The sequence below is a fragment of the Xanthobacter sp. YC-JY1 genome (assembly GCF_021730305.1).
Classification (GTDB): Bacteria; Pseudomonadota; Alphaproteobacteria; order Rhizobiales; family Xanthobacteraceae; genus Xanthobacter; species Xanthobacter flavus.
This window is the reverse complement of sequence record NZ_CP032674.1, coordinates 2,692,526-2,718,144: the sequence shown is the minus strand read 5'-3', so window position 1 is coordinate 2,718,144 and position 25,619 is coordinate 2,692,526. Positions and strand designations below refer to the sequence as shown.

The 25,619-nt window shown below is 68.6% G+C and carries 21 protein-coding genes and 1 tRNA gene; 6 read left to right on the top strand and 16 right to left on the bottom strand.

Annotation, left to right across the window (positions count from 1 at the left end; genetic code table 11):
- Positions 1–23: 23 nt before the first annotated feature.
- From D7006_RS12670 to D7006_RS12650, 5 genes are all read right to left on the bottom strand, one after another.
- On the bottom strand, positions 24–878 hold the full coding sequence (locus tag D7006_RS12670) for a DUF1194 domain-containing protein (protein WP_371744942.1): 855 nt from the start codon (positions 876–878) through the stop codon (positions 24–26).
- A 211-nt stretch (positions 879–1,089) separates the two neighbouring features.
- The gene (gene ribB, locus D7006_RS12665; protein WP_229644558.1) at positions 1,090–2,400 is read right to left on the bottom strand and encodes a 3,4-dihydroxy-2-butanone-4-phosphate synthase; all 1,311 of its coding nucleotides are present in this window, start codon (positions 2,398–2,400) and stop codon (positions 1,090–1,092) included.
- 123 nt (positions 2,401–2,523) lie between these two features.
- Complete coding sequence (locus D7006_RS12660) at positions 2,524–3,228, bottom strand: Fic family protein (protein WP_237353231.1); 705 nt, start codon at positions 3,226–3,228, stop codon at positions 2,524–2,526.
- Complete coding sequence (locus tag D7006_RS12655) at positions 3,225–3,404, bottom strand: hypothetical protein (protein ID WP_237353230.1); 180 nt, start codon at positions 3,402–3,404, stop codon at positions 3,225–3,227. Before D7006_RS12655 ends, D7006_RS12660 begins: the two co-directional genes overlap by 4 nt.
- A 245-nt stretch (positions 3,405–3,649) precedes the next feature.
- Positions 3,650–3,725: transfer RNA gene (locus tag D7006_RS12650), tRNA-Lys, on the bottom strand.
- 152 nt (positions 3,726–3,877) lie between these two features.
- Here D7006_RS12650 and D7006_RS12645 point away from each other — a divergent pair.
- Complete coding sequence (locus D7006_RS12645; RefSeq protein ID WP_237353228.1) at positions 3,878–5,044, top strand: M20 aminoacylase family protein; 1,167 nt, start codon at positions 3,878–3,880, stop codon at positions 5,042–5,044.
- A 98-nt stretch (positions 5,045–5,142) separates the two neighbouring features.
- On the opposite strand, the gene D7006_RS12640 is transcribed toward D7006_RS12645, so the two are convergent.
- Positions 5,143–5,379 (bottom strand): sulfurtransferase TusA family protein, encoded by a 237-nt coding sequence (locus tag D7006_RS12640; RefSeq protein ID WP_237353226.1) that lies wholly within the window; start codon positions 5,377–5,379, stop codon positions 5,143–5,145.
- Positions 5,376–6,803: a glutamate--tRNA ligase gene (gene gltX / locus D7006_RS12635; protein WP_237353225.1), complete on the bottom strand. Its 1,428-nt coding sequence runs from the start codon at positions 6,801–6,803 to the stop codon at positions 5,376–5,378. The genes D7006_RS12640 and gltX overlap by 4 nt, the downstream gene beginning before the upstream one ends.
- 237 nt (positions 6,804–7,040) lie before the next feature.
- Here gltX and D7006_RS12630 point away from each other — a divergent pair, with 237 nt between their 5' ends.
- Positions 7,041–9,215 carry a ComEC/Rec2 family competence protein gene (locus D7006_RS12630; protein WP_237353224.1) on the top strand — a complete coding sequence of 725 codons (2,175 nt, stop codon included), beginning with the start codon at positions 7,041–7,043 and terminating at the stop codon, positions 9,213–9,215.
- Between the two features lie 133 nt (positions 9,216–9,348).
- On the opposite strand, the gene lexA is transcribed toward D7006_RS12630, so the two are convergent.
- From lexA to D7006_RS12585, 9 genes are all read right to left on the bottom strand, one after another.
- Positions 9,349–10,059: a transcriptional repressor LexA gene (gene lexA, locus D7006_RS12625; RefSeq protein WP_169120173.1), complete on the bottom strand. Its 711-nt coding sequence runs from the start codon at positions 10,057–10,059 to the stop codon at positions 9,349–9,351.
- A gap of 156 nt (positions 10,060–10,215) precedes the next feature.
- The gene (gene glp / locus D7006_RS12620) at positions 10,216–11,430 is read right to left on the bottom strand and encodes a gephyrin-like molybdotransferase Glp (RefSeq protein WP_237353223.1); all 1,215 of its coding nucleotides are present in this window, start codon (positions 11,428–11,430) and stop codon (positions 10,216–10,218) included.
- 55 nt (positions 11,431–11,485) lie between these two features.
- A complete protein-coding gene (gene moaC / locus D7006_RS12615; RefSeq protein WP_237353221.1) occupies positions 11,486–11,974 on the bottom strand; it encodes a cyclic pyranopterin monophosphate synthase MoaC in 489 nt (162 codons plus the stop codon).
- Positions 11,975–12,093: 119 nt separating this feature from the next.
- The gene (locus D7006_RS12610; protein ID WP_237353220.1) at positions 12,094–12,528 is read right to left on the bottom strand and encodes a DUF2147 domain-containing protein; all 435 of its coding nucleotides are present in this window, start codon (positions 12,526–12,528) and stop codon (positions 12,094–12,096) included.
- 104 nt (positions 12,529–12,632) lie between these two features.
- Positions 12,633–13,424 carry an indole-3-glycerol phosphate synthase TrpC gene (trpC, locus tag D7006_RS12605; protein WP_229644388.1) on the bottom strand — a complete coding sequence of 264 codons (792 nt, stop codon included), beginning with the start codon at positions 13,422–13,424 and terminating at the stop codon, positions 12,633–12,635.
- Positions 13,421–14,455 (bottom strand): anthranilate phosphoribosyltransferase, encoded by a 1,035-nt coding sequence (gene trpD / locus D7006_RS12600; RefSeq protein ID WP_237353219.1) that lies wholly within the window; start codon positions 14,453–14,455, stop codon positions 13,421–13,423. Before trpD ends, trpC begins: the two co-directional genes overlap by 4 nt.
- A 22-nt stretch (positions 14,456–14,477) precedes the next feature.
- Positions 14,478–15,095: an aminodeoxychorismate/anthranilate synthase component II gene (locus D7006_RS12595; protein ID WP_237353217.1), complete on the bottom strand. Its 618-nt coding sequence runs from the start codon at positions 15,093–15,095 to the stop codon at positions 14,478–14,480.
- Positions 15,096–15,366: 271 nt separating this feature from the next.
- On the bottom strand, positions 15,367–16,878 hold the full coding sequence (trpE, locus tag D7006_RS12590) for an anthranilate synthase component I (protein WP_237353216.1): 1,512 nt from the start codon (positions 16,876–16,878) through the stop codon (positions 15,367–15,369).
- Positions 16,879–16,889: 11 nt separating this feature from the next.
- Entirely contained in the window at positions 16,890–18,785 is a 1,896-nt protein-coding gene (locus D7006_RS12585) for a peptidylprolyl isomerase (protein ID WP_237353215.1), read from the bottom strand.
- Between the two features lie 173 nt (positions 18,786–18,958).
- Here D7006_RS12585 and tpiA point away from each other — a divergent pair, with 173 nt between their 5' ends.
- The 4 genes from tpiA to D7006_RS12565 all read left to right on the top strand — a co-directional run bounded on the left by tpiA (position 18,959) and on the right by D7006_RS12565 (position 25,573).
- Positions 18,959–19,708 carry a triose-phosphate isomerase gene (tpiA, locus tag D7006_RS12580; protein ID WP_229644393.1) on the top strand — a complete coding sequence of 250 codons (750 nt, stop codon included), beginning with the start codon at positions 18,959–18,961 and terminating at the stop codon, positions 19,706–19,708.
- A 388-nt stretch (positions 19,709–20,096) separates the two neighbouring features.
- The gene (locus D7006_RS12575; protein WP_169120194.1) at positions 20,097–20,393 is read left to right on the top strand and encodes a succinate dehydrogenase assembly factor 2; all 297 of its coding nucleotides are present in this window, start codon (positions 20,097–20,099) and stop codon (positions 20,391–20,393) included.
- A gap of 33 nt (positions 20,394–20,426) precedes the next feature.
- Positions 20,427–23,936, top strand: a complete 3,510-nt coding sequence (gene mfd, locus D7006_RS12570) for a transcription-repair coupling factor (RefSeq protein ID WP_237356826.1) — start codon at positions 20,427–20,429, stop codon at positions 23,934–23,936.
- An 83-nt stretch (positions 23,937–24,019) separates the two neighbouring features.
- A complete protein-coding gene (locus D7006_RS12565) occupies positions 24,020–25,573 on the top strand; it encodes an EAL domain-containing protein (RefSeq protein WP_237356825.1) in 1,554 nt (517 codons plus the stop codon).
- Positions 25,574–25,619: the final 46 nt, after the last annotated feature.

Genomic DNA, 25,619 nt, shown 5'->3' with positions numbered 1-25,619 from the left:
GTCTTCACGCGCGGCGGGGCGCCTCAATTGGCCCAGTGGTCCATCCAGATCTTCTCGCCGATGGTGCAGGAGATGCGCGGCTGCTCGGCGGAGGCGTGCTGGATGAGGCTCGGCCCGGGCTTGGGCACCACGCCGGCCACTTCCAGCACCAGCTTGGTGCGGATGGCGCGGGCGAACTCCTCCATATTCTCCACCGGGATGACGAAGGCGCCGGGCCCGCCGATGACGCAATCCTCGTAATAGACATCGAGTTCCGGGATATCGAGCGCGGAAGAGGCGGAGCGCTTCATCAGCAGCGGCAGCCCGTTCACCGTGATGCCCCTGCGCACCACCGCATCCCGCGCCATGGCTACGGGCGGGCCCTGATTGTTCACGCCGTCGCCGGAGACATCGACGACCTTGCGCAGGCCGCGGAAGCCGTTCAGGTCGAACTGGTCGGCGGCGAACAGCAGGGCGCCGGAGATGGAGGTGCGGTAGATGCGCCGGATGGGCGCCGCCCGCACCGCATCGGAAAACGCCTTCGCGCTGTCCGGGCCATCGATGATGCGCCACTCCACCACGATCTTCTGCTCGTTCTCGCCGGCCCACTCCACATATTCCACCGCGATCCGACCGTTCGGGCCGAGTCGCAGCGCATTGAGGAATTCGGGGGAGGTGAGGGCGGCAGCGTAGCCTTCGCGTTGAAGGGCAAGCTCGTCGGCGTCCATGGAATAGGAGACGTCCACGGCCAGCAGCAGTTCCACGTCCACCGGCAGCTTTCCGGCGCCGCCGGCTTCGGCGGGGGCATGGGGAAGAAGGCCGAGGGCAAGGAGAGACGCGGCCAAAAGGCCGGAAGCACGAGAACACAGGCGGCGACAAAGGCGGCGGCGCGAGGACATGGACAGCTTCCTCCCGTGGAAGAAACGGTGCGGCTTCACGTCCGTGAAATGCTGACACCGTTCCCCCGCGGGGAGAAGAGCTTTGCCGCCTTAAGGCCTGTCACGTTTTGCGGCGGAACCGTTGCAATGGCGTGCGCGGCGCGCGCATCGCCAGTGTCTTTTAAGTTTCACAATGGGTTGGCCGCGGCGGCTCGGCCGCGGCCGTGATGGCTCAATCGAGCGTCTCGGTACCGAGGATCTCGATGCCGAAGCCCGCGAGGCCCACATAGGTTCGGGTCTTGGAGGACAGGAGGCGGATCGACTGGATGCCGAGATCACGCAGAATCTGCGCGCCCAGCCCCACTTCCCGCCAGTGCCGGTCGCGCTCCAGTTCGCTGGTGCTCTTCTCGGAATTCTGGCCCATGGCCACGGCCGGCACGCCGCTGGTGCCGTCGCGCAGATAGACCAGCACGCCGCGGCCCTCGGCCTCGATGCGCTCTAGGCTCTTCTGCAGCACCTTGCCGCCGCTGAAGGCGTCGGCGATGGCATCGGCCCGGTGCAGGCGCACCAGCACCTTCTCGCCGTCGCCGATGCGGCCCTTGACCAAAGCGAGGTGGTTCACCGGATCGAAGGGCGTCACGTAGGAATAGCCCTGCAGCTCGCCGACGATGGTGGGCACCGGGAATTCCGCCGCCCGCGTCACCAGCTTCTCGCGCGCCTGGCGATAGGCGATGATCTCCGCCACCGAGATGCGGGTGAGGTTGTGCTTCTCGGCGAAGGCGGTCACCTGCGGGCCGCGCTGCACCGTGCCGTCATCATTCACCAGCTCGGCGATGACGCCGATGGGCGGCAGGCCGGCGAGGCGGCACAGGTCCACCGCCGCTTCCGTATGGCCGGAGCGGATCAGCACGCCGCCCTCGCGGGCGATCAGCGGGAAGACATGGCCCGGCCGCACGAAATCGCCGGCGCCCATATTGGGGTTGGCAAGGGCGCGCACGGTGTTGGTGCGCTCTTCCGCCGAGATGCCGGTGGTGGTACCGTGGCGCACGTCGATGGAGACGGTGAAGGCCGTGCCCATGGGCGCGTCGTTGTTCGACACCATGGGATCGAGCCGCAGCCGCTTCGCCTCGGACGGGGGCAAAGGCGTGCAGACGATGCCGGATGTGTTGCGGATGACGAAGGCCATCTTCTCCGGGGTCGCCAGCGAGGCGGCGAGGATGAGGTCGCCTTCGTTCTCGCGGTCGTCGTCGTCGGTGACGACGATGATCTCTCCCCGCGCGATGGCTTCGATGGCGGACTGGACGCGGGCCTGGGTGGTATCGGTCACGGGCAAACCTCGGGTGAGGGGCGTGGAAAGGCCGAGGAAATCGTTGGGCGTCACCTGCTGCCCGGTCGCCTCGGCAATCTTTTCGGCCGTCTCGCGGGAGATCCAGGCGCGCTCGTCATTGCACAGGGCCGTCACGCTGGCCGGGGACATGCCCACCTGCCGCGCGAATGCGCTGCGCTTCGTTCCGGTCGTCGAGAGCCATTCCGCGAGCTTCATGGCGCAAGCATAGCAGGAGGGATTTCAGTGACAATGAAAAATGTCATCCGGCCATGTTCAGTGGCCCTGAAATTTGGGTGCCCGCATTTGCGTTGCTCACAAAGCTCTTTGAACGTAGTGAACTCAGTTCGTACCGGAGGAGGGTTCTGGCTGGCCGGCTGTAGGATCGACGCGCCCCCCGGCTTGAGCGAATGCAGAGGTTAGTTGTCTCGCAAGTAATGATTCCAGTAGTGATTCCATTTTAGAAATATCTAAACGTCCCTCAGCCCATGCGTCGTCGGCGGCATCGAGGGCGTCAAAGTATGGCTTTCTATTGTCCACGATTTGGTCGGGAATGGTGGGTACGCCGGGTAATACTGCCCCGACTCGCGCGCAGAGAATTATATAAGAAAGGATTCGGGATGTTCGCCCGTTGCCATCGGAAAAAGGGTGAATCCAATTAAGTCGCCACATGGCATAGGCGGCCAAGTGGAGTGCAGTTTTGTCCCAATTTTCGTTGATGTAGTCGCAGAGACCTTCGACCAGTTCTGGTACAAGGTGCGCGCCAGGCGGCTCATGTTTGCTGCCTTCGATCGCTACACTTGCTGGGCGAAAATTTCCCGCATAGCTGCTGATTCCATTCAAAGCTTCGCGTTGAAGCGCAAGGATCTTTGACAAACGCAGTTTGTACGCTGGGCCGCGGTCAATGGCTTCGTGGATTATCTGCAAGCCGAGGTCATATTGGCGGAGGCCGTTTTGGGCCTCCGCTTCAGCTTTTAGGATAGGATCGGTGATCAACTCCGCATCAGCAGCTCGGCTGTGCCTTTGTTCACCGAGCTCCGAGGTCATTTGCGATCCTGTCGCGCGAGTTTTTCGGCTTGTTCATCAACCATCTCTCGAGTGATGCGTTCATTCTCGAAAGAGGTGTTGCCGTAAGCAAAGCTTCGGCGCTGATTTTCCTGCTGCTCCGGCGTGGTCTGCACTCGCTTTGCAGCCTCGATTAGGTGGCGCAGTTCCGTCGTCATGTCCCTACTCCGGTCAATGTGCATTCTTAGCGCGAGACAGCGCTGTGTCCCTAGTGAATTAAAAACGCCCTTATAAAGATTGAGGTTTCGTGACCCTTTGCGGGATCGAGGTCGAACAGCAGCTGTTTCGTCAGGAATCGGCTTGGCCCCTATGGGCACCAACCTCCCAATTGGGCACCGGCTTGGCTCCATAGCCGAGCCGAGTGTTCCGTCATATGTCGCAGCTGAAGATCGAATTCCTGAGGTGGTGAGCCCGTCGGGATTCGAACCCGAGACCCCATGATTAAAAGTCACGTGCTCTACCGGCTGAGCTACGGGCTCACTTGACGCGTTGGTTAGGGTGCGAAGGCGGCGGGGTCAAGGCCGGGCGGGCGTGATGTCCCGGCATTTCGGCAGGGGGCAGCGCGGGCGCGGGCATTGACCGGGCAGGATGGGTTCCGCACCATGGTCACTCAATTGCTTCTGGAATTGCCATGCCGGTCAACAACCACATCGCTGCCCGCGCCGACGAGATCGCGGCCTGGCGTCAGGATTTCCATCGCCATCCCGAGCTCATGTACGACCTCGACCGCACCAGCGCCGCGGTGGCGGAGAAGCTGCGCGCGTTCGGCTGCGACGAGGTCATCACCGGCATCGGCCGCACCGGCGTGGTGGGAATCGTGCGCGGCAAGGGGGATGGCCCGCTCATCGGCCTGCGCGCCGACATGGATGCGCTGCCCATCCTGGAGAAGACCGGCGCCGCCTATGCCTCGCAGACGCCCGGCACGATGCACGCCTGCGGCCATGACGGGCACACGGCCATGCTGCTCGGCGCCGCGCGCCACCTCGCCGAGACCCGCGCCTTCTCCGGCACCGCCGTGCTCATCTTCCAGCCGGCGGAAGAGGGCGGGGCCGGCGCCAAGGCCATGATCGACGACGGGCTGTTCGCCCGTTTCCCTGTCCGCGAGGTCTACGGCATGCACAATCTGCCGGGGCTGGAGGTTGGCCGCTTCGCCATGCGGCCGGGCGGCATCATGGCCTCGGCCGACCATATCGAGATCGTGGTGGACGGGCGTGGCGCCCATGCCGCGCGGCCCAACCAGGGCGTGGACGTGGTGCTCACCGGCGCCGCGATCGTCATGGCCCTGCAGCAGATCGTCTCGCGCAATGTGGATCCGCTGGAGGCGGCGGTGGTCTCCATCGCCATGTTCCATGCGGGCGAGGCAGACAATGTGCTGCCGCCCTCGGCCACTCTCGTCGGCACTGCCCGCACGCTGGATCAGGGCGTTCGCGCGCAACTGCGCGAGCGCATCCGGCAGGTGGCGGAGGGCGTCGCCGCCGCTTATGGCGCCACCGCCACGGTGAGCTTCAAGGAAGGCTATCCCGTCACCAGCAACCACGCCGATCAGGTGGCCTTCGCCGCCGAGGTGGCGAGCGAGGTGGCCGGCGCCTCGGAGGTGGACGCCGCCGCGCCGCCCCTCATGGCGGCCGAGGATTTCGCCTACATGCTGGAAGAGAAGCCCGGCGCCTACATCTTCATCGGCAATGGCCCGTCCGCCGGCCTGCACCATCCGCAATACGACTTCGACGATGCCGCCATTCCCTATGGCGCGTCCTACTGGGTGCGGCTGGTGGAGCGGGCGCTGCCTCTGACGGCGTGAGGCCTAAAAGCCCGCGCGGCGCCTGAGCGTAGCAAAGCCCTCCGCGCGGCGTCTCAGCGTTAAGCCATAAGCCCGCGCGGCATTTGAGCGAAGCAACGCTACGCCTTCACCAGCACGAACGTCAGGAGGCCGGCCTCGACCTCCTGCGTCTCCAGCACCGCGCCCGTCTCGTGCGCGAGGTGGGGAATGTCGATCACCGCCATGGGGTCCGTGCAGGTGACGACGAGCCGCGTGCCCGCCGTTGCCTGCGCCAGCGCCTTGCGGGTGCGCAGAGCGGGCAGGGGGCATTTCAGCCCCTTCAGATCCAGTGCGACGGTGACGGCGGCCGCCTTCAAGCCGCCGGCTCCTTCATCTGGTCCTTCAGCCGGCCGAGGCTCTCCTCGCGGCCAAGCACGATCAGCACGTCGAACACCGGCGGGGAGGTGGACTTGCCGGTGAGCGCGGCGCGCAGCGGCTGGGCTACGGCGCCGAGCTTTACGCTTTGCGCCTCGGCATAGCGGCGCACCACCTCCTCGGTGGCGGCGGCGGTCCACTCCACGGCTTCGAGCAGCGGCACGAGGCGGCCGAGATGGGCGCGGCCCTCGGCCGACAGGAGGGTCTTGGCCTTCTCGTCCAGCGGGATCGGCCGCTCGACGAAGATGAACTCGGCATTGTCGAGCAGCTCGACCAGCGTCTTCGCCCGCTCCTTCAGCCCCGGCATGGCGGCGGCGAGCTGGGCGCGGCGGGTGTCGGTCATGCGCGGCAGGCGGTGGTCGGCGTCCGGCAGATAGGGCACGAGCGCGTCGATGGCGGCGAGCAGGTCCGCATCGCTGGAGGCGCGCATGTAGTGGCCGTTGAGGCTTTCGAGCTTCGCGAAATCGAAGCGCGCGGCCGAGCGGCCGACCTTGTCGAGGTCGAAGAACGCGACCATCTCGTCGGTGGAGAACACCTCCTGGTCGCCATGGCTCCAGCCGAGGCGCACGAGATAGTTGCGCAGCGCCGCCGGCAGATAGCCCATGTCGCGATAGGCATCGACACCCAGCGCGCCGTGGCGCTTGGAGAGCTTCGCCCCGTCCGGCCCGTGGATGAGCGGGATGTGTGCCATGCGCGGCACGTCCCAGCCGAGCGCACGGTAGATCTGCGTCTGGCGCGCCGCATTGGTCAGGTGGTCGTCGCCGCGGATGATGTGGGTGACGCCCATGTCGTGGTCGTCCACCACCACGGCCAGCATGTAGGTGGGCGTGCCGTCCGAGCGCAGCAGGACGAGGTCGTCGAGATCCTTGTTGGGGAAGGTCACGGTGCCCTGCACCATGTCGTCGATCACCGTCTCGCCCTCCTGCGGCGCGCGCAGGCGGATGACGGGCGCGCGGTCGGCCGGCGCCTCGGAGGGGTCGCGGTCGCGCCAGCGGCCGTCATAGCGCGGCGGGCGGCCCTCCTTGCGGGCCAGCTCGCGCATCTCGTCCAGCTCCTGGGGCGTGGCATAGCAGCGATAGGCGTTGCCCGCCGCAAGCATCTCCGCCACCGCGGCCTGATGCCGCTCCGCGCGGGCGAACTGGTAGATGGGATCGCCATCCCAATCGATGCCTAGCCAGGAGAGGCCTTCGAGGATGGCGTCGATGGCCTCCTTGGTGGAGCGCTGGCGGTCCGTATCCTCGATGCGCAGCAGCATCTTGCCGCCCGTGTGGCGGGCATAGAGCCAGTTGAACAGCGCCGTGCGCGCCCCGCCGATATGCAGGAAGCCGGTGGGCGAGGGGGCGAAGCGGGTGACGATCTGCGACATCGGGCGGGGCTCGGCGGGCTTGGGTCCGCTTGGACGGGAGGACGCGCGCATGCGAAGGCCCTGCGGAACGCAAACCGAACCACATGGCGCGCGGGAGGCGCCCGTGTAGCATAGAGGCGGGGCACAAGGAACACGGGGCGGGCGCGGCCCGCACCGGCCCCTTGGCGGGCGGGGATGGACGAGCGGGCCTCGAGCAGGGCGCGGGCAGGGGGGCGGGGAGCTGCGGGCGCGCTCCCGGTGCTTTCCACGCGCGGTCTTCAACGCCTCGCCGATGCGCTGAAGGCCCGCCTCGCCCATGATGTGGCAGCCGAGGCGGCCTCCGGGCGCTTGATTCTGTGGCTGCCGGCCGCCTTCACCGCCGGCATCCTTCTCTATTTCGGCGCGTCCACCGAGCCGTCGCTCGTCGCCAGCCTCGTGCTGGTGGCTGCATTCGCGGCGGCGGCCTTGGCCGCGCGGGCGCGGCCCATGATGTTCGGCATCGCCGCGGTGCTCCTCGCCACGGCAGCCGGATTCGCGGCCGGCGGGGTGCGCACCGCTTTCATCGCGCACGAGATGGTGGTGCCGCCCAAAACCCCGGTGCGCCTCTCCGGCTTCATCGAGCGGGTCGAGCGGCGGACCACCGGCGACCGCATCCTGCTGCGGCTCGATGGGGATGCCGTGCGCGGGCTGGCCAACGCGCCGGCGCTGGTGCGGCTCTCGCTCCGCAAGGGATGGGCGCCGCCGGTGGGCAGCCATGTGACGCAGCTGGCGCAATTGCTGCCGCCCTCCGGCCCCGCCATGCCGGGCGCCCATGATTTCGGCCGCGCGCCCTGGTTCCAGGGCATCGGCGCCATCGGCTACGGGCTCGGCCGGCCCAAGGCGGCGGCGCCGCGCGACCCGCCTCTATCCGTGCGCCTCGCCATGGCGCTGGACGGGGTGCGCCAGAGCCTTTCCGACCGCATCCGCGCCTCGCTTTCCGGCGTGCCGGCGGAGGTGGCGGTGGCGTTGGTGGCGGGCGACCGCTCCGGCATTCCCCATGCGGTGGAGGAGAGCATGCGCGTCTCCGGCCTCTCGCACATCCTCTCCATCTCCGGCCTGCACATGGCGCTGGTGGCCGGCACCCTGTTCGCGCTGGCGCGCGGGCTGCTGGCGCTGGTGCCGGGGCTTGCCCTGTCGTGGCCCATCAAGTCCATGGCGGCGCTCATCGCGCTGGCCGGCAGCGCCTTCTATCTGGTGCTGTCGGGCAATGACGTGCCGGCCCAGCGCTCCTTCGTTATGACGGGGCTGGTGCTGGCCGGCGTTCTGGTCGGGCGGCCGTCCTTGTCGCTACGGTCGGTGGGCGTGGCGGCCGTGGTGGTGCTGTCGCTGACGCCGGAGGCGGCGCTGGATCCGGGCACGCAGATGTCGTTCGCCGCCACCCTCGCCCTCGTCGCCGCCTATGAGCGGCTCCAGCCCCTGCGGGCGATCCCCCGGCCGGATGGGATCGCCGGGGCGGTGGTCTCATGGGTGGCAGTGCTGGTGGCGGGCACGGCGCTCACCTCGCTGGTGGCGGGCCTCGCGACGGCGCCTTACGGCATCTTTCACTTCCAGCGCGTCGCGCCCTACGGGCTTCTCGCCAACCTCGCCGCCATGCCGGCGGTCTCCTTCCTGGTGATGCCGGCGGGGCTCGCGGGCGTGCTGCTGATGCCGTTCGGCTGGGATCATCTCGCCTGGCCGGTGATGGGGCGGGGCATCGAGATCATGACGGCGGTGTCCGACTGGGTGGGCACGCTGCCGGGCGCCGACATCCGCGCCGCCTTCATCGGTGCTGGAACGCTGCTGTGGCTCTCCCTCGCGCTGCTGGCCCTCTGCCTGCTGCGCGGCGTGCTCACCCTCGCGGCGCTGGTGCCGCTCTCGCTCGCCACATTGGTGGCCGGAGCGCCGCTGAAACCGGACCTCCTCATCGCGCCGGATGCGCAGACGGTGGCGGTGCGGATGCCGGATGGACGGCTCTCCGTGCTCGGCGCCTCCGGCCAGAAGCTGGTGGTGGAGCAATGGCTGACACGGGAGGGTGACCGCCGCACGGCCGGGGCGAAGGACCTCGCCGCCGCCTTCACCTGCGACCCGCTCGGCTGCACCGCGCCGCTGCCCGGCGGCGGCACCATCGCCGTGTCCCGGCGCGCGGAGGGATTGGAGGCGGATTGCCTGAACGCCCGCATGGTCGTCACCCGCGATGCCCCGCCCCGTGCCTGCCCCGCCGAGGTGCTGACGCCGGAAAAACTCGCGCGGACGGGAACGCTCGCTTTCACCCTGCGTGACGGCGCCCTCGTGGCCGAGCGAAGCCGCAGCCCTTCAGTCTCCCGGCCATGGATGGCACCGCTGCCGCCGGACCTCGCGCCGGAGCGGGGCGCGGTCGATGCGGACGACCCGCAGGCCGATGCCACGGCCCCGTGACCATCCCAAACCGGCAGCGCCGGCAAACGTCGGGGTGAGGGGCAACGCCTTCAAAAAAGCGCAGGCGCCCGTTGAGCGTGGACCGCCGCGCCCCTCACCCCGTTCCGGATCTCCCGCAGGAGAAATCTGAGGATCAGTACCGGCGCATGAGGCCGATGAGGCGGCCCTGGATGCGCACGCGGTCAGGACCGAAAATGCGGGTCTCGTAGGCCGGGTTGGCGGCCTCGAGCGCGATGGAGGCGCCCTTCTTGCGCAGGCGCTTGAGGGTGGCTTCCTCGTCGTCCACCAGCGCCACGATGATGTCGCCGGTGTCTGCGGAATCGCATTTGCGGATCAGCACCGTATCGCCGTCGAGGATGCCGGCCTCGATCATGCTGTCGCCGCGGACTTCAAGGGCGAAGTGCTCGCCGGAGCCCAGCATCTCGGGCGGGATGTTCAGCGTGTGGCTGCGGCTCTGGATGGCGGAGATGGGCGTGCCGGCGGCGATGCGGCCCATGACCGGCACCGAGACCACCTGACCCGCCTCGTCGTCCTCCGCCACGGGGCGGACCTTGCCGAGGCTGCCCTCGATGACCGAGGGCGAGAAGCCGCGCCCTGCGGACCGGGCGGAGGCGAGGCCCGGCGCCACGCTGTCGGGCAGGCGCACCACTTCCAGCGCACGGGCGCGATTGGGCAGGCGGCGGATAAAGCCGCGCTCTTCCAAGGCGGTGATGAGACGATGGATGCCGGACTTGGAGCGCAGGTCCAGCGCCTCTTTCATCTCGTCGAAGGACGGGGGAACGCCGGTTTCCTTGAGCCGCTCATGGATGAAGCGCAGAAGGTCATATTGCTTCCGAGTGAGCATTCCCTGGCCCCGTTCCTTGCACGCACCGCCGCGGAACAGGCGCTCTGCCGGTCCCGATTCAAGGCGCATCCAGCCCGGTGCGCCGCGAAACAAATCATGAACAGTCTTTATCTGTTCCTTTTGTGTTCCGCAAGTGGTGAAGGCTCCGTTAAGCGCTCAATCCTCGAAGGGAATAATCTCGCAGGGGTCTCCGACGCGGCCCGCCGGGGCGAAGGGAGGCCGCACCAGCAGGCAATCGGCGGCGGAGAGAATGCTCAGCATGGCGCTGTCCTGCGAGGCGCAGGGGATGGCGTGGATCGAGCCATCCGCCCGGCGATCGAGGGTGGCGCGCATGAAGTCCCGCCGCACGTCATTGGGCGGCAGGTCCGCCGCGAGGCGCGCCGGCACGGGCACGGGGCCGGGCCGGGAATCACCCTGAAGCGCGCGGATCAGGGGGACGAGGTAGATCATCCCGCAGACGTGGGACGACACAGGATTGCCCGGCAGCCCCAGCACCCGCACATCGCCACGATGGCCGAACATGAGCGGCTTGCCGGGCCTGAGCGCGATCTTGTGGACCGAGAGATCGACCCCCTCCGCCTTCAGCGCCGGGGCCATCAGATCATGATCGCCCACGGAGGCGCCACCGGAGGAGACGACGAGATCGAACTCGCCCGAAAGCGCCCGCGCCACCACGGCGCGGATGGCGGCAAGGTCGTCCTTGATGAGGCCGAGGTCGGTCACATCGGCACCGGCGCGGCGGGCGAGTTCCGCGAGGCCGAAGGCGTTGGAGACGACGATCTCGCTGTCGTTGCCGGTGCCCTGGCCCGGCAGCACCAGTTCGTCGCCGGTCTGCAGCAAAGCGACGCGCGGGCGACGCGCGACCGGCACCGTCGCATGGTCCATGGCGGCGGCGAGCATGATGTCGCGGCCGGTCAGTCGGCGGCCGGCAATGAGGCCCGGCGTGCTTTCAGAAAAATCGCAGCCGCGTTTGCGCACGTTGCGCAGGGCCGCGGTCGGCGCCGTGGTGGTGATGGTGTCGCCCTCGCGGGTGACGTTCTCCTGGATCACCACCGTGTCGGCGCCCTCCGGCACTACCGCGCCGGTGAAGATGCGCACGGCCTGCCCGGTGCCCACCGTGCCCGGATAAGGCCGGCCGGCGGCGGATTCGCCGATGACCGTCAGGTGGGCGGGAGTCTCGGCGATGTCGGCACCGCGCACGGCGTAGCCGTCCATGGCCGACATGTCGGCCGGCGGCTGGGTGCGGCGGGCCGCCAGATCGCGCGCCAGCACGCGGCCGGCGGCGGCCTGCACCGGCACCTCCTCGACGCCGAGCGCGGTGACGCCGGAGGTGATGAGCGAGGTGGCCTCTTCGACGGTCATGAGCGCCATGGCGCGGCTCCCTCACTCTGCCTGATCGCAGGTCTGGTCATGGTGGCGGGCCGGCTCAGGCCGCGCCGGCGTCGGCGCGGAAATGGCCGCTGCGGCCTCCGGATTTCTCCAAGAGCCGGATGCCCTCGATCCGCATGCCGCGATCGGCGGCCTTCGCCATGTCGTAGATGGTGAGGCAGGCGACGGAGACGGCGGTGAGCGCCTCCATCTCCACGCCGGTCTGGCCCGTCACCTTGGCGCGGGCGGTGACATGAAGGCCGGGTAGAGCGGGGTCGGGGGAAACCTCCACCTCCACCTTGGTCAGCATCAGCGGATGGCAGAGGGGGATCAGCTCATGGGTACGCTTGGCGGCCATGATGCCGGCGATGCGCGCCACGCCCAGCACGTCGCCCTTCTTGGCGTTGCCGGAGAGGATGAGATCCAGCGTCTCCCGCGCCATCGCCACCCGGCCCTCGGCCATCGCCTCGCGGGTGGTCGCGTCCTTGTCGGATACGTCCACCATGCGGGCGGCGCCCTGTTCGTCGAGATGGGTGAGGCTGGCCATGGCCGTCGCGGTCTTCCCGGAATCGATGTGCGGTCGGGAAGATGGCGTCCGCGGCGGCGCCTGTCCACCGCGGCAGAGACATGGCGTCGGAAAGGCTGTGTTGCCGGCGTCGATGGCGCTCAGCGCAGGCGGGTCCACACCTGCGTCTTGCAGAGCGGAACCACCACGCAGCCGCGCAGCTTCAGCGTGTTGTCGCCATCCATGGTGATGGTGCCGGAATAGGTCTTGCCGTCCTCGGCATTGTAGATGCTGCCGCCGGTCCATTCCTGCGGCCCGCCGGAGAAGCCGGTGAGGATGGTGAGACCCTTCAGCGCCCGGCCGCGTAGGCCGGCGTTGGAATTGTTCACGTCCTTCAGCGCCGGATCGGCCTTCAGCCCTTCCGAGGAGACGAGGCGGCCGCACAGGCCATTGCCGCACTTGGAGATTTCCACCTGCCCGCTGCGGGTGGGGGTCAGCCACAGGCCGGTCGGGTCGGCGGCGAAAGCGGGGGTCACCAGGGTCGAGGTGGCAAGAAGGCAGGCGGCGGCAAGCGCCGCGGTGAGCGTGGTCCTCATGAAGCTTTTCCTCCCGTGAGGCACCGGCGATGCAGGAGCCGGTGCTGCGGCCTCTTGTCGGGCCGCCTCACGTATTAAGGCGTAACTTCACGTATACGGCAAGCCTATGTGGCGAGGAGCTGGCACGTGGCGGAAGCGACATCCTCCTGCCGCATCAGGCTCTCGCCCACGAGGATGGTGCCGATGCCGACCTGCGCCAGCCGGGCCACGTCCTGCGGGGTGAAGATACCGCTCTCGCCGATGGCGATGCGGTCCTTCGGCACGCGGGGCGCGAGGCGCTCGGAGGTCTCCAGCGTGGTCTCGAAGGTGCGCAAATTGCGGTTGTTGATGCCGATGAGCCGGCAGGGCAGCGCGAGGGCGCGATCCAGCTCGGCGTCATCGTGCACTTCCACGATGGCGTCCATGCCGTAGGCGGCGGCAGCGTCTGCGAGGTCGCGGGCGAGGGCGTCGTCCACCCCGGCCATGATGATGAGGATGCAGTCCGCCCCCCAGGCGCGGGCCTCCGCCACCTGATAGGTGTCGTACATGAAGTCCTTGCGCAGCACGGGCAGGCTCACCGCCGTGCGGGCGGCCTTCAGATAATCCGGCGCGCCCTGGAAGGAGGGCGTGTCCGTGAGCACCGAGAGGCAGGTGGCGCCGCCGCGCTGGTAGGCGCGGGCAAGCGACGGCGGGTCGAAGTCCGCGCGGATCAGGCCCTTGGAGGGGCTGGCCTTCTTGATCTCGGCGATCAGCGCGGTGCGGCCTTCCGACAGGCTGTGCTCGATGGCCCCGGCGAAAGGGCGCACGCGGGGCGCGCAGCGGGCGGCGGCCTCGATCTCGTTGAGCGGCCGGGCCTTCTTGGCGGCGGCGATTTCCTCGCGCTTGTAGGCCTCGATCTTAGTGAGAATGTCGCTCATTGCGCGGCCTCCGGGGCGAGTGAGGCGGAGAGGGTGACGAGGCGTTCGAGCCGCGCGCGGGCGGAGCCCGTGTCGAGGCTGGTCTGCGCCATGCCGACACCGGCCGAGAGGTCCTTCGCCCGTCCGGCCACCACGAGGGCCGCGGCGGCGTTCAGCACCGCCACGTCGCGATAGGCGCCGGGGGCGCCGTCCAGCACGGCGCGCAGGGCGGCGGCATTGTGGACGGCATCGCCCCCCTTCAGCGCCTCGGCCGGGGCGCGGGCGAGGCCCACATCCTCCGGATTGAGGGTGAAGGTGTGGATCCTGCCGTCTTCCAGCACGGCGATGTCGGTGCCGCCGGAGATGGTGATCTCGTCGAGCCCGTCCGAGCCGTGGACCACGAACGCCTTCTCCGAGCCGAGCGCCTTCAGCACCTCGGCCAGAGGCACGATCCAGGATTTCGCGAACACGCCCACCATCTGCCGCTTCACGCCGGCCGGATTGGAGAGCGGGCCGAGCAGGTTGAAGATGGTGCGCGTGCCCATTTCCACCCGCGTCGGGCCCACATGCTTCATGGCCGGATGGTGAGAGGGGGCGAACATGAAGCCGATGCCGGCCTCGCCGATGCAGCGGGAGATGCCGGCCGGATCGAGATCCAGCCGCACGCCCAGCGCGGAGAGCACGTCCGCCGCGCCGGATTTCGAGGAGAGCGCCCGGTTGCCGTGCTTCGCCACCGGCACGCCCGCGCCGGCCACGATGAAGCTGGCGCAGGTGGAGATGTTGTAGGAGCCGGAGGCGTCGCCTCCCGTGCCCACCACGTCCACCGCCTCGTCCGGGGCTTCCACGGTGAGCATCTTGGAGCGCATGACGGAGACCGCGCCGGCGATCTCCTCCACCGTCTCACCGCGCACGCGCAGGCCCATGAGCAGCGCGCCCATCTGGGAGGGCGTCGCCTCGCCGGACATCATGCGGTCGAACACGAAGGCGGCTTCCTCGCGGCTGAGGCTTGCGCCGGTGGCCACCTTGCCGAGCAGGGGTTTGAACTGGTCCATGGTGTGTCCTCGGCCCCCGTCCTCAGTCCTTGGCCTTCTGCGCGTTGAAGGCGGCGGCGATCTCGAGGAAGTTGCGGATCAGCGCGTGCCCGTTCTCCGAGGCGATGCTCTCGGGATGGAACTGCACGCCGTGGATGGGCAGGCTCTTGTGGGCAAGGCCCATGATGAGGCCGTCGGCGGTGTGGGCCGTCACTTCCAGGTCATCGGGCAGGGTGTCCCGCTCGACGATCAGCGAATGATAGCGCGTCGCCTGGAAGGAATGGTTGAGCCCGCGGAAGACGCTTTTGCCCTCGTGCAGGATCTCGCTCATCTTGCCGTGCATGGGGGAGGGCGCGCGCACCACGTCGCCGCCGAACACCTGCCCGATGGACTGGTGCCCGAGGCACACGCCGAAGATCGGCACGGTGTCCCCCGCCTTGGCGATGAGATCGAGGCAGATGCCCGCCTCGTTGGGGGTGCAGGGGCCGGGGGACAGCACGATGGCGTCCGGCTTCTCGGCCAGCACGTCCTCCACGCTCACGGTGTCGTTGCGGTGGACGGTGACGGTGGCGCCAAGCTCACCGAGATAATGGACGAGGTTGTAGGTGAAGCTGTCGTAATTATCGATCAGCGTGACCTTCGGGGACTGGGTGGCGGACATCTGGAACTCCGGCCCCGCGCCGCTTAAGCGGGAATGGCGGGTGTTAAGGCGATGGATGACGGGCGGTCAATGGTGATGGGCAGGTAACTCGCATAGCTCCGCTCTCCCTTTGCGGGAGAGGGGTCGGGGGTGAGCGGGCGGCTCAGCCGTCCCGGCCCTCGTGCAAGCGGCGCGAACCCCTCACCCCGGCCCTCTCCCGCAAGGGGAGAGGGAGTCAGGGCTGCTCCCGCTTCACCATCGCTCGCGACGTGTCATCCCCATCTCCATCCCCTCACTGCCCCTTCCCGGCGCGGGCGGCGAAGCGGACGGCTTCCTCGCCGGCGCGGAACAGGGCCTTGGCCTTGTTCACGCACTCCTGGTGCTCGCTCTCGGGCACCGAGTCGTAGACGATGCCGGCGCCGGCCTGGACGAACATGCGCCCGTCCTTCACCACCGCCGTGCGCAGCACGATGCAGGTGTCCATCTCGCCATTGGCGCCGAAATAGCCGATGGCGCCGGCATAGATGCCGCGCTTGTCCTTCTCCAGCTCGTCGATGATCTCCATGGCCCGCACCTTGGGCGCGCCGGAGACCGTGCCGGCGGGAAAGCCAGCGGCCAGTGCGTCAACCGCGTCGAAGCGCCGGTCTATGGCGCCTTCCACGTTGGAGACGATGTGCATCACCTGACTGTAGCGCTCGATGAAGAAGCTGTCCGTCACCTTCACCGTGCCCACGCGCGAGACTCGGCCGGCGTCGTTGCGGCCGAGGTCGAGCAGCATCAAATGCTCGGCGCGCTCCTTGGGATCGGCGAGCAGTTCGGCCGCCAGCACCTCGTCCTCGGCATGGGTGGCGCCGCGCTTGCGGGTGCCGGCGATGGGGCGGATCGTCACCTTCCCGTCCCGCACCCGCACCAGGATCTCCGGCGAGGAGCACACCACCGAGAAGCCGTCGAAGTTGAGATAGACCAGGAACGGCGCCGGGTTCACCCGCCGCAACGCCCGGTAGAGGGCGAAGGGCGGCAAAGTGAACGGGCTCTCGAAGCGCTGGGACAGCACCACCTGGAAGATGTCGCCGGCGCGGATGTAGTCCTTCGCCTTCTCCACCATGGCGCAGAATTCCTCCGCGCCGGTGTTGGAGACCTGCGAGACCTCGCCGTGGAACGGCTCGGGCGCGGGGTGGGCGATGGCGCGGTCGAGGTCCGCCACCACCTGGTCGAGCCGGATGATCGCCGCTTCCCACGCGGCGCGGGGCGAGACGCCCTCCTTCGCCCGCACGGGGGTGACGGCGGTCAGCTCGTCCTTCACCGCATCGAACACCACCATCACGGTGGGGCGGATGAGCAGCGCCTCGGGCACGCCGATGGGATCGGGCTTGGCCGGCCCGAGCTTTTCCATCTGCCGGACCATGTCGTAGCCGAGATAGCCGAAAACGCCGGCCGCCATGGGCGGGGCGCCCTCCGGCAGCTCGATGGCGGATTCGGCCAAAAGGGCGCGGAGCGCGGTCAGCGGCGGCTCGGCGCAGCGCACGAAGGCGCTCTTGTCGGCGTCCGGCGTCCGGTTGATCTCTGCGACATCGCCGGAGGCGCGGAAGATGAGATCGGGCTTCATCCCGATCATGGAATAGCGCCCGCGCGCCTGCCCACCCTCGACGGATTCGAGCAGGAAGGCGTTGGGCTGGTCGCCGGCCAGCTTCAGGAAGGCCGAGACCGGCGTTTCCAGATCGGCGACGAGGGTGGTCGAGACCACCTGTGCCTCGCCCCGCAGATAGCGCGAGGCGAAGAGGTCGAAGTCGGTGGGAGCGTTCACGGGCCCGGCCTTCAGTTTGCCGGGCTGCTGCCGACCGCCTGGGCGAACAGGCGCTCGTTGATCTTCACGCCCAGCTCCTTCTGGATGGCCGCGAGATATTGCACCAGCACGTCGTTCTCCAGCTGGCGCGACAGCTCCTGCGTGACGCGGCTGGTGTCCGGCGGCATCTGCTGGGGAATCTCCACCTTGGTCACCTGGAACATGATGCGGTCCGGCTCGGGCGTGCCGAGGGCGATGCCGAAGCCGCCTTCCTTCACGTCGAACACGGATGTGACGCTCTCGGCGCTGAACGGGCCTTCGGCGCGGCCGCGGTGCAGGCCCTCGGCGATCTGGAGCGGAATGTCGGCCTCGGCGGAGACCTGGGCGAGGGGCGTGCCGGCCTTCGCCTTGTCCATCAGCTCCTTGGCCTTGGCTTCCACCGCCTTCTCGGTCTCCGCTTCTGTGTAGCGGGCGGTCACGGCGGCCTTGGCCTCCTCGAAGGTGCGGTCGCGGGCGGGGGTGATGGCGGCGGTCTCGTACCACACGAAGCCGCCGCCCTGGGGCAGCTGCACCGTGTCGGTCTCGACGCCCGGCTGGGCGGCGAAGGCGCCGGAGATCACGTCGGCCCCGCCGGGGACCTCGACGGTGGCACCGGCCGCATCGCGGCCCGAGCGGTCCACGTCGAAGCTGGCGAGCTTGAGGCCCAGCTTCTGCGCGGTTTCCTGGAGGGTGGCGCCGGAGGCGCGCTCGTCCTCCACCTTGTCGTGCATGTCGAGGATGATGCGCTTGGCCTTGTCCAGCTGCAGCTCGGCGACGATCTGCGGCTTCACCAGATCGAACGGCTGGAAGGCGCCGGGCACGATCTTGGTGACATGCACCAGCGCCGTGCCGAAGCGCCCTTCCACCGGGCCGCTGACTGCGCCGTCGGCCAGCGAGAAGGCGGCCTCGGCGATCTTCGGATCGAGGATGGCGGACTTGGCGACGAGGCCGAGGTCCGTGTCCTTGGCGGTCAGGCCGCGCGCGGCGGCGATGTCGGCGAAGGTCGCGCCGGCCTTGATCTTCTCCTCCGCGGCCGCGGCATCGGCGGCGCTGGTGAAGACGATCTGCTGCACCTCGCGGGTCTCCGGCTTGCCGAAGCGGGCGATGGTGCGGTCGTACTCGGCCTTGGCGTCCTCGTCGGTCACGGTGATTCCGGCGGAGAGGGCGGCAGGTGTCAGCGCGAGCACGCTGATCTTGCGGTATTCGGGGGCGCGGAAGGCCAGCTTGTGCGCATCGAAATAGGCGCGCAGCGCGTCCTCGGTCGGCGCGGGCAGGGTGCCGGCGGCGGCCGGGGTCACCCGGATATAGGAGGCGGTGCGGGTCTCGCCCTCGAAGCGGTTCACCGCCTCGAGCAGCACCTGCGGCACGGAGACGCCGGCGCCGAGCGACTGCAGGAGCTGGTCACGCACCTGCCGCTGCTTCTCGCTGGCGACGAAGCGCTGCTCCGTCAGGCCGTTGGCGCGCAGGATCTGCTGGAAATATCCGGGGTCGAACGCCTTGGCGCCGGGAGCGCGGAAATTGGGGTTGTCCGCGATCTCGCGCGCGATCTGCGCATCTGAGATCGCGAGGGAGAGGCGGGCGGCCTCCGCATCCAGCGTCGCGTCGGCGATCATCTGGTTCAGCACCTGCCGGTCCAGCCCGAAGGCGCGCGCCTGCTCGGGCGTGATGGCGCGGCCGGCCTGCCGGCTGATGCGCTGGAGCTGGTCGAGATACTGCTGGCGGAAGACCTGCGCCGAAATCTCGGTGCCGCCGACGCTCGCGACAGCTGAGGCGCCCATGCCACGGAACACGTCGGCGATGCCCCAGACCACGAAGCTGAGGGTGAGCACGACGAGGAAAATCTTGGCGATCCAGCCGGAGGCGCCCTTGCGGAGTGTCTGAAGGACCATCGTTCATTCGTTCGAAGAGCGCCGGGGGCCCCGGCGCGGAAGCGGCGCATCATAGGGAGGGGCAGGGGGCCTCGCAACGGCGCATGGTCGCACCCCTTTCCAGCGGGCGCGCGGCTCTGGTAGGTGGGGCCCTACGAGAGCCTTGCTGCTGTTGCAAACCCGGAGGAACCGCCATGACGGCCGAGCGCCGCCCCCTGATCGCAGGCAACTGGAAGATGAACGGCCTGCGGGCGGCCAAGTCCGAGTTGCGGACCGTGGCGGCCGGCCTGGCCGGTCTTTCGGCGGAAACCATGATCTGCCCGCCCTTTACCCTCATCGGCGCCTTCGCCGCCGACGTCGCGGGCACCCAGCTGATGATCGGCGGGCAGGACTGCCACCCGGCCGAGAGCGGCGCCCATACCGGCGACATCTCCGCCGAGATGCTGCGCGACGCCGGCGCGGTGGCGGTGATTCTCGGTCATTCCGAGCGGCGCATCGACCACCAGGAGGGCGATGCCATCGTCAAGGCCAAGGTGAAGGCGGCGTGGCGGGCCGGCCTGCTGCCGGTCGTCTGCGTGGGCGAGACGCTGGTGGAGCGCGATGCGGGAGAGGCGGCCGCCGTGGTGACGCGGCAGGTGCGCCAGTCGGTGCCGGAGGGCGCGACGGCGGGGAACCTCGTTGTCGCGTACGAGCCTATCTGGGCCATCGGTACCGGCCGCACCCCCACCACCGCTGACGTCGCGGAGGTGCATGGCGCCATCCGCCACATTCTCGGCGAGCGCTTCGGTGCCGAGGCGAATGGCATCCGCATCCTCTATGGCGGCTCGGTGAAGCCGGACAACGCCGCGACCCTGCTCGCCACCGCCAACGTGGACGGCGCGCTGGTGGGCGGCGCCAGCCTCAAGGCCGCGGATTTCCTCGCCATCGCCCGGGCGGTGGGCTGATTTCCCCTCTCCCCTCCGCGGGAGAGCGTGGATCGCGGCGCAGCCGCGAGACGGGTAAGGGGCTATCGCCGCCAATGCGCGCGACGGTGAGGAAGAGTTTTCCCGTCGGCCCACTGGCGGTGGCCCGGCAATCCCGCCCCGTCCGGCATCCTTCACCCCTCACCCCAGCCCTCTCCCGCAAGGGGAGAGGGAGTTCGGCCGCTGTCGCCCCGTGGGCGGTTCTGCCCCTCTCCCGTCGCGGGAGAGGGCGCCTGACGGCGCCGGCAAATCCTGCCGCGACCAGCTGCCATTCCCCATCCCCACTGGCCAAAGCGGGGGGCAAGCCCCTATATGCCGGTGTCGGACGGGCCTCTGGGCCCGGCCGTCGCCTTGCTTTGGAGGTCCGTTCATGTCCGGCATCATCAGGTCCAGCGACGGCCTCGACGAGCGGCGCCGCCGCATCCTGTTCCGGGCGCGCCATCGCGGGATGCGCGAGATGGACCTCATCCTCGGCGGCTTCGCCGATGCAGAGATCGCCGCGCTCTCGGACGCGGAACTCGCCGATTTCGAGGAGTTGCTGGAGCCCGAGGACCAGAAGGTCTTCTCCTGGGTCAGCGGCACCGAAGCGATCCCGCCGGAATTCGACACCGAGCTGTTCCGCAAGATCTGCGCCTTCCATTTCTCGGGCCGCGGCCTGCCGGGCTGATCTCCCCGCCCGCGTCCTTCCGGAGTTCGTGTCTTGAAGCGTCCCCTGCCCATCGCCGACGTGCTGGCCGAAGGCCGGCCGCTGACCCTCTCGCGCGTCGCCGACGGCATGGAGGGCATGGTGGTCGCGGACCTCGCGCGCTCCATCGCGGCGGGCAAGAACGCCCCCTGGCCGAGCCTGACGGTGGTCTGCCGCGACGGCCAGCGCATGGCGGCGCTTGAACGCGGCCTCGCCTTCTTCGCCCCCGAGTTGGAGGTCATCTCCTTCCCCTCGTGGGACTGCCTGCCCTACGACCGGGCCTCGCCGAACGCCTCCATCGTGGCGCGGCGCATGGCGGCGCTGGCGAAGCTCGCCCGCATCAAGGGCGGGGCGGCGAGCGTGCTCATCACCACCGTCAACGCCACGGTGCAACGCGTGCCGGCCAAGGGGCTGGTGGCGTCGCAGTCCCTGGTGGCGGCGCCGGGCAATGCCATTGCTCTGGATGGCGTGACCGAATGGGCCGAGCAGAACGGCTTCCTGCGCACCCCCACCGTGCGCGACACCGGCGAATATGCCGTGCGCGGCGGCCTCATCGACCTGTTCCCGCCCGGCCTCGATGCACCCATCCGCCTCGATTTCTTCGGCGACACGCTGGAGAGCATCCGCGCCTTCGATCCCGAGACCCAGCGCACCACCTCGCAGCTGCGCGCGCTGGAACTGGTGCCCATGGCCGAGTTCCAGCTGACCACCGACACCATGCGCCGCTTCCGCATGGCCTACATCGCCCAGTTCGGCGCCGCCCAGAAGGGCGACACGCTCTATGAGGCCGTGAGCGAGGGCCGCCGCCACGCGGGCATGGAGCATTGGTTGCCGCTCTTCCACGAGCGCATGGGCACGCTGTTCGACTATCTCGAAGGCGGCACCCTGCTGCTCGATCCGCTGGCCGAGGAAGCGGGCGGCGAGCGCATCGCCCAGATCGCCGATTATTACGACGCCCGCCGGCAGGCGCAGGAGCAGCACGGCGGACCGATCTACAATCCGCTGCCGCCGGACCGGCTCTATCTTCAGGGCCCGGAATGGTCGAAGTGCCTCGCCGGCATGCGCCTCGCACGGCTGTCGCCCTTCGCCGTGCCGGAAAGCGGGGCAGGGAAGGCCATCGATCTCGGCGGCGTGCAGGGCCGCTCCTTCGCGGCCGAGCGCGCGGACCAGGACGCCAACGTCTTCGATGCCGCCATCGCCCATGTCCGGGACCTACAGAATTCCAAGAAGGTCATCCTCGCCGGCTGGTCGGAAGGCTCGCGCGAGCGGCTCGGCACCGTGCTCGCCGACCATGGCCTGAAGGGCTGCGCTGCGATTTCCCGCTTCGACAGCCTCGCGGCCTTGCCGAGGAACCAGGCGGCGCTCGCCGTGTTCGGCGTGGAAGCGGGCTTTGAGACGCCGGATTTCGCCGTCATCGGCGAGCAGGACATCCTCGGCGACCGCCTCGTGCGCCCCAAGCGCAAGGCGCGCCGCCCGCAGGACGTGCTCACGGAGCTGACCGCGCTCACAGCCGGCGACCTCGTGGTGCATGTGGACCACGGCATCGGCCGCTTTATTGGCCTGAAGACCGTGGAGGCCATGGGTGCCCCCCACGACTGCCTGGAGCTGCACTATGCGGGCGGCGACAAGCTGTTCCTGCCGGTGGAGAATCTCGAACTCCTGAGCCGCTATGGCTCGGAGGATACGGAAGCGCAGCTCGACAAGCTGGGCGGCGGCGCCTGGCAGCAGCGCAAGGCGCGGATGAAGAAGCGCATCCGCGAGATGGCGTCCGAACTCATCAAGATCGCCGCCCAGCGCCAGCTCGGCGAGGCGCCCAAGCTGGTGCCGGCCATGGGCCTCTATGACGAGTTCCGCGCCCGCTTCCCCTATGAGGAGACGGACGACCAGGAAGCCGCCATCGACTCGGTGCTGGATGACCTCGCCTCCGGCCACCCCATGGACCGCCTGATCTGCGGCGACGTGGGCTTCGGCAAGACCGAGGTGGCCCTGCGCGCCGCCTTCGCGGTGGCGCTCTCCGGCAAGCAGGTGGCGGTGGTGGTGCCCACCACGCTCCTCGCCCGCCAGCATTTCAAGACCTTCTCCGACCGCTTCCACGGCCTGCCCGTGAACGTGGCGCAGGCCTCGCGCATGGTGACGGGCAAGGACCTGACCGCCGTGAAGAAGGGGATTTCCGACGGCACGGTGGACATCGTCGTCGGCACCCACGCGCTGCTGGGCAAGGCCATCAGCTTCAAGGACCTCGGCCTCGTCATCGTGGACGAGGAGCAGCACTTCGGCGTCTCCCACAAGGAGCGGCTGAAGCAGCTGCGTGCCGAGGTGCATGTGCTGACCCTCACCGCCACCCCCATCCCGCGCACCCTGCAACTGGCCATGACCGGCGTGCGGGAACTCTCCATCATCGCGACGCCCCCGGTGGACCGCCTCGCGGTGCGCACCTTCATCACGCCGTTCGATCCGCTGGTGGTGCGCGAGGCGCTGTTGCGCGAGCGCTATCGCGGCGGCCAGAGCTTCTATGTGGTGCCGCGCATCGAGGACCTTGGCGAGGTGCGCGAATTCCTCGCCGCTTCCGTGCCCGAGGTGAAGGTGGCGGTGGCCCACGGCCAGCTCGCCGCCGGCGCGCTCGAAGACATCATGACCGCCTTCTACGATGGGCAGTACGACGTGCTGCTCTCCACCACCATCGTGGAATCGGGCCTCGACGTGCCCAACGCCAACACGCTGATCGTGCACCGGGCGGACATGTTCGGCCTCGCCCAGCTCTACCAGTTGCGCGGCCGCGTGGGCCGGGCCAAGGCGCGCGCCTATGCCATCTTCACCGTGCCGGCCACGAAGCCCGTGACGGTGCAGGCGGAGCGCCGGCTGAAAGTGCTGCAATCGCTGGAGACTCTGGGCGCCGGCTTCCAGCTGGCGAGCCACGACCTCGACATCCGCGGCGCAGGCAACCTGCTGGGCGACGAGCAGTCTGGCCACATCAAGGAAGTGGGCTACGAGCTGTACCAGGAGATGCTCCAGGAGGCGATCGCCCACATCAAGGCCGGCATCACCGACTATGTGGACGACAAGTGGTCGCCCAACATCACCATCGGCATGCCGGTGCTGATCCCCGAGGACTATGTGGCCGACCTGCACGTCCGCCTCGCCCTCTATCGCCGCCTCGCCGACATCCAGGACGACGCCGAGATCGACGCCTTCGGCGCCGAGCTGGTGGACCGCTTCGGCCCGACGCCCGAAGAGGTGGGCCAGCTCCTGAAGCTCACACAGATCAAGGCCCTCGCGCGCAAGGCCAATGTGGAGAAGGTGGATGCCGGCCCCAAGGGCGTGGTGCTCACCTTCCGCAACAACGAGTTCTCCGACCCCTCGGGCCTCGTGAAGCTGATCGCCAATGAGGGCTCGCAGGCCAAGGTACGGCCGGACTTCAAGGTCGTCTTCCTGCGCGACTGGCCGAACGCCGAGCATCGCCTGAAGGGCACGCTCACCGTGCTGAAGAAGCTGGCCGACCTTTCCGCCCGGAAAGGAATGGCGTAAATTTAGGTGTTCTGGTACATCCCGGATAAGTTGTAACGTGGCCTCGGGCACGAACCGGCCTCGACCGGGGGCGGGAAGCGGGGATGGGCGAAGTGCTGTCGTGGCGTCGGCGCCTCTGGCCGAAACATCTCGAGATGATGGTGCCCATCGTCTTCGTCGGGACCGTCATCCTCGTCGCCGCCGTCTATCTCATGCTCGATTTCCAGAGGATGAGATCGGGTGTCGTCCAGCGCTACCACACGCAGGCTCTAAACCTCGCCCAATGGACCGACCGCAATCTCGACCGCCTTTCCGGACTGGTGCGTGATGTCGCCGGCCGCTCCAACGACCTGTGCAGCCCCGAAGGTGAGCGGGGCCTGAGGCAGCAACTGGGCACCGCTCCCCTCTTGAATGTCGAATTCCAGGGACGGCAGGACGCCTGTACGTTGCGGCCGTCGGTTTCCCTGGATGACTTGTGCGCGGGAATAGCCGATCGCGATCCGGTGCAGATACCGCTGGATCTGGGGGACGGCCGAAGGGTGCTGCTCGATCTCAACGGCGCCTGCCTCCTCGAAGCCGTCGTGCCGCCGGGCGCGGAAGAGGGCGTCCGCCATCGCTTGATGCCCGTCCAGCTGGGGCGGACCGGGCCGATGTCGCAGGAGGACACGGGCGATGGGGCCGACGCTGGCGTCTGGTCCATGTTCACCGCGCCGGTGCAACTCACCGCGGCATCGCACAAGTGGCCGGTGGTGGTTGTCATCAGCGTGCCGGAATCCAGCCTCGTCCACCAGTGGCTGGCCACGGTGCCGGTGCAGCTCAGCCTGATCTCCGGATTGGGGCTCGCTTTGTGGTTTGGCCCCATGTCTCTGGTGCGGCGGCGCCTTTCGGTGGAAGGACAGGTGCGCAATGCGCTGCGGCGTGGGGACTTCTTCCTCGCCTACCTGCCTTTGGTGGATGTGGCATCGCGAAACTGGGTGGGGGCTGAAGCGCTATTGCGCTGGCGGCATGCCCGCCATGGCGTGCTGATGCCGAACGCCTTCATTCCCTGGATCGAGACCAGCCCCCTCATCCACGACACCACGCGGTGGGTGCTGCTGCAGGCGGCGCGCGATCTCTCCCATATGTCGCAGAAGGTGCCCGATTTCTCGCTCGCCGTGAACGTTCCGCCCGTCCAGTTCAGCGACACGCGCCTCGTGCAGATGGCGGACGAAGCCTTCGGCACGCGGCCTCTGGCGCTCTGCCAGGTGGTGTTCGAGCTGACCGAGCGCCAGGCGCTCGACTATGACGCGCCGGCCCTCGGCGAGGTGCTGCGCGACCTGCGCCGTCGCGGCGCGCAGATCGCCGTCGATGATTTCGGCGTCGGCTTCTCCAATCTCGCTTTGCTCGGCATGATCGAGGTTGATTTCGTCAAGATCGACCGCTCCTTCCTGCGCGAGGAGGCGTGGACCGAGCCGCACATGCTGGAGGCCATGGTGCCGCTGCTGCGCGACCTCGGGGTGCTCATCATCGCGGAAGGCATCGAGACCGAGCGGCAGCTTGAGCGCATCCGCAATTGCGGCATCCGCTTCGCGCAGGGCTTCCTGTTCTCCCGCCCGATCGAGCTTGAGGCGCTGCTCGACGGGTTGCCGGCGCTGCCTGCGCCAGCCCATCCGGCCTGACCGGCGGCGAGGCTTTCCCGCGCTTGGCCGGCTTCATCCCGCGTGC

Coding starts and splice junctions, on each gene's coding strand:
- D7006_RS12670 (WP_371744942.1), bottom strand. CDS start 878: ATGTCCTCGCGCCGCCGCCTTTGTCGCCGCCTGTGTTCTCGTGCTTCC.
- ribB (WP_229644558.1), bottom strand. CDS start 2,400: ATGAAGCTCGCGGAATGGCTCTCGACGACCGGAACGAAGCGCAGCGCA.
- D7006_RS12660 (WP_237353231.1), bottom strand. CDS start 3,228: ATGACCTCGGAGCTCGGTGAACAAAGGCACAGCCGAGCTGCTGATGCG.
- D7006_RS12655 (WP_237353230.1), bottom strand. CDS start 3,404: ATGACGACGGAACTGCGCCACCTAATCGAGGCTGCAAAGCGAGTGCAG.
- D7006_RS12645 (WP_237353228.1), top strand. CDS start 3,878: ATGCCGGTCAACAACCACATCGCTGCCCGCGCCGACGAGATCGCGGCC.
- gltX (WP_237353225.1), bottom strand. CDS start 6,803: ATGTCGCAGATCGTCACCCGCTTCGCCCCCTCGCCCACCGGCTTCCTG.
- lexA (WP_169120173.1), bottom strand. CDS start 10,059: ATGCTCACTCGGAAGCAATATGACCTTCTGCGCTTCATCCATGAGCGG.
- glp (WP_237353223.1), bottom strand. CDS start 11,430: ATGGCGCTCATGACCGTCGAAGAGGCCACCTCGCTCATCACCTCCGGC.
- moaC (WP_237353221.1), bottom strand. CDS start 11,974: ATGGCCAGCCTCACCCATCTCGACGAACAGGGCGCCGCCCGCATGGTG.
- D7006_RS12610 (WP_237353220.1), bottom strand. CDS start 12,528: ATGAGGACCACGCTCACCGCGGCGCTTGCCGCCGCCTGCCTTCTTGCC.
- trpC (WP_229644388.1), bottom strand. CDS start 13,424: ATGAGCGACATTCTCACTAAGATCGAGGCCTACAAGCGCGAGGAAATC.
- trpD (WP_237353219.1), bottom strand. CDS start 14,455: ATGGACCAGTTCAAACCCCTGCTCGGCAAGGTGGCCACCGGCGCAAGC.
- D7006_RS12595 (WP_237353217.1), bottom strand. CDS start 15,095: ATGTCCGCCACCCAGTCCCCGAAGGTCACGCTGATCGATAATTACGAC.
- D7006_RS12585 (WP_237353215.1), bottom strand. CDS start 18,785: ATGGTCCTTCAGACACTCCGCAAGGGCGCCTCCGGCTGGATCGCCAAG.
- tpiA (WP_229644393.1), top strand. CDS start 18,959: ATGACGGCCGAGCGCCGCCCCCTGATCGCAGGCAACTGGAAGATGAAC.
- D7006_RS12575 (WP_169120194.1), top strand. CDS start 20,097: ATGTCCGGCATCATCAGGTCCAGCGACGGCCTCGACGAGCGGCGCCGC.
- D7006_RS12565 (WP_237356825.1), top strand. CDS start 24,020: ATGGGCGAAGTGCTGTCGTGGCGTCGGCGCCTCTGGCCGAAACATCTC.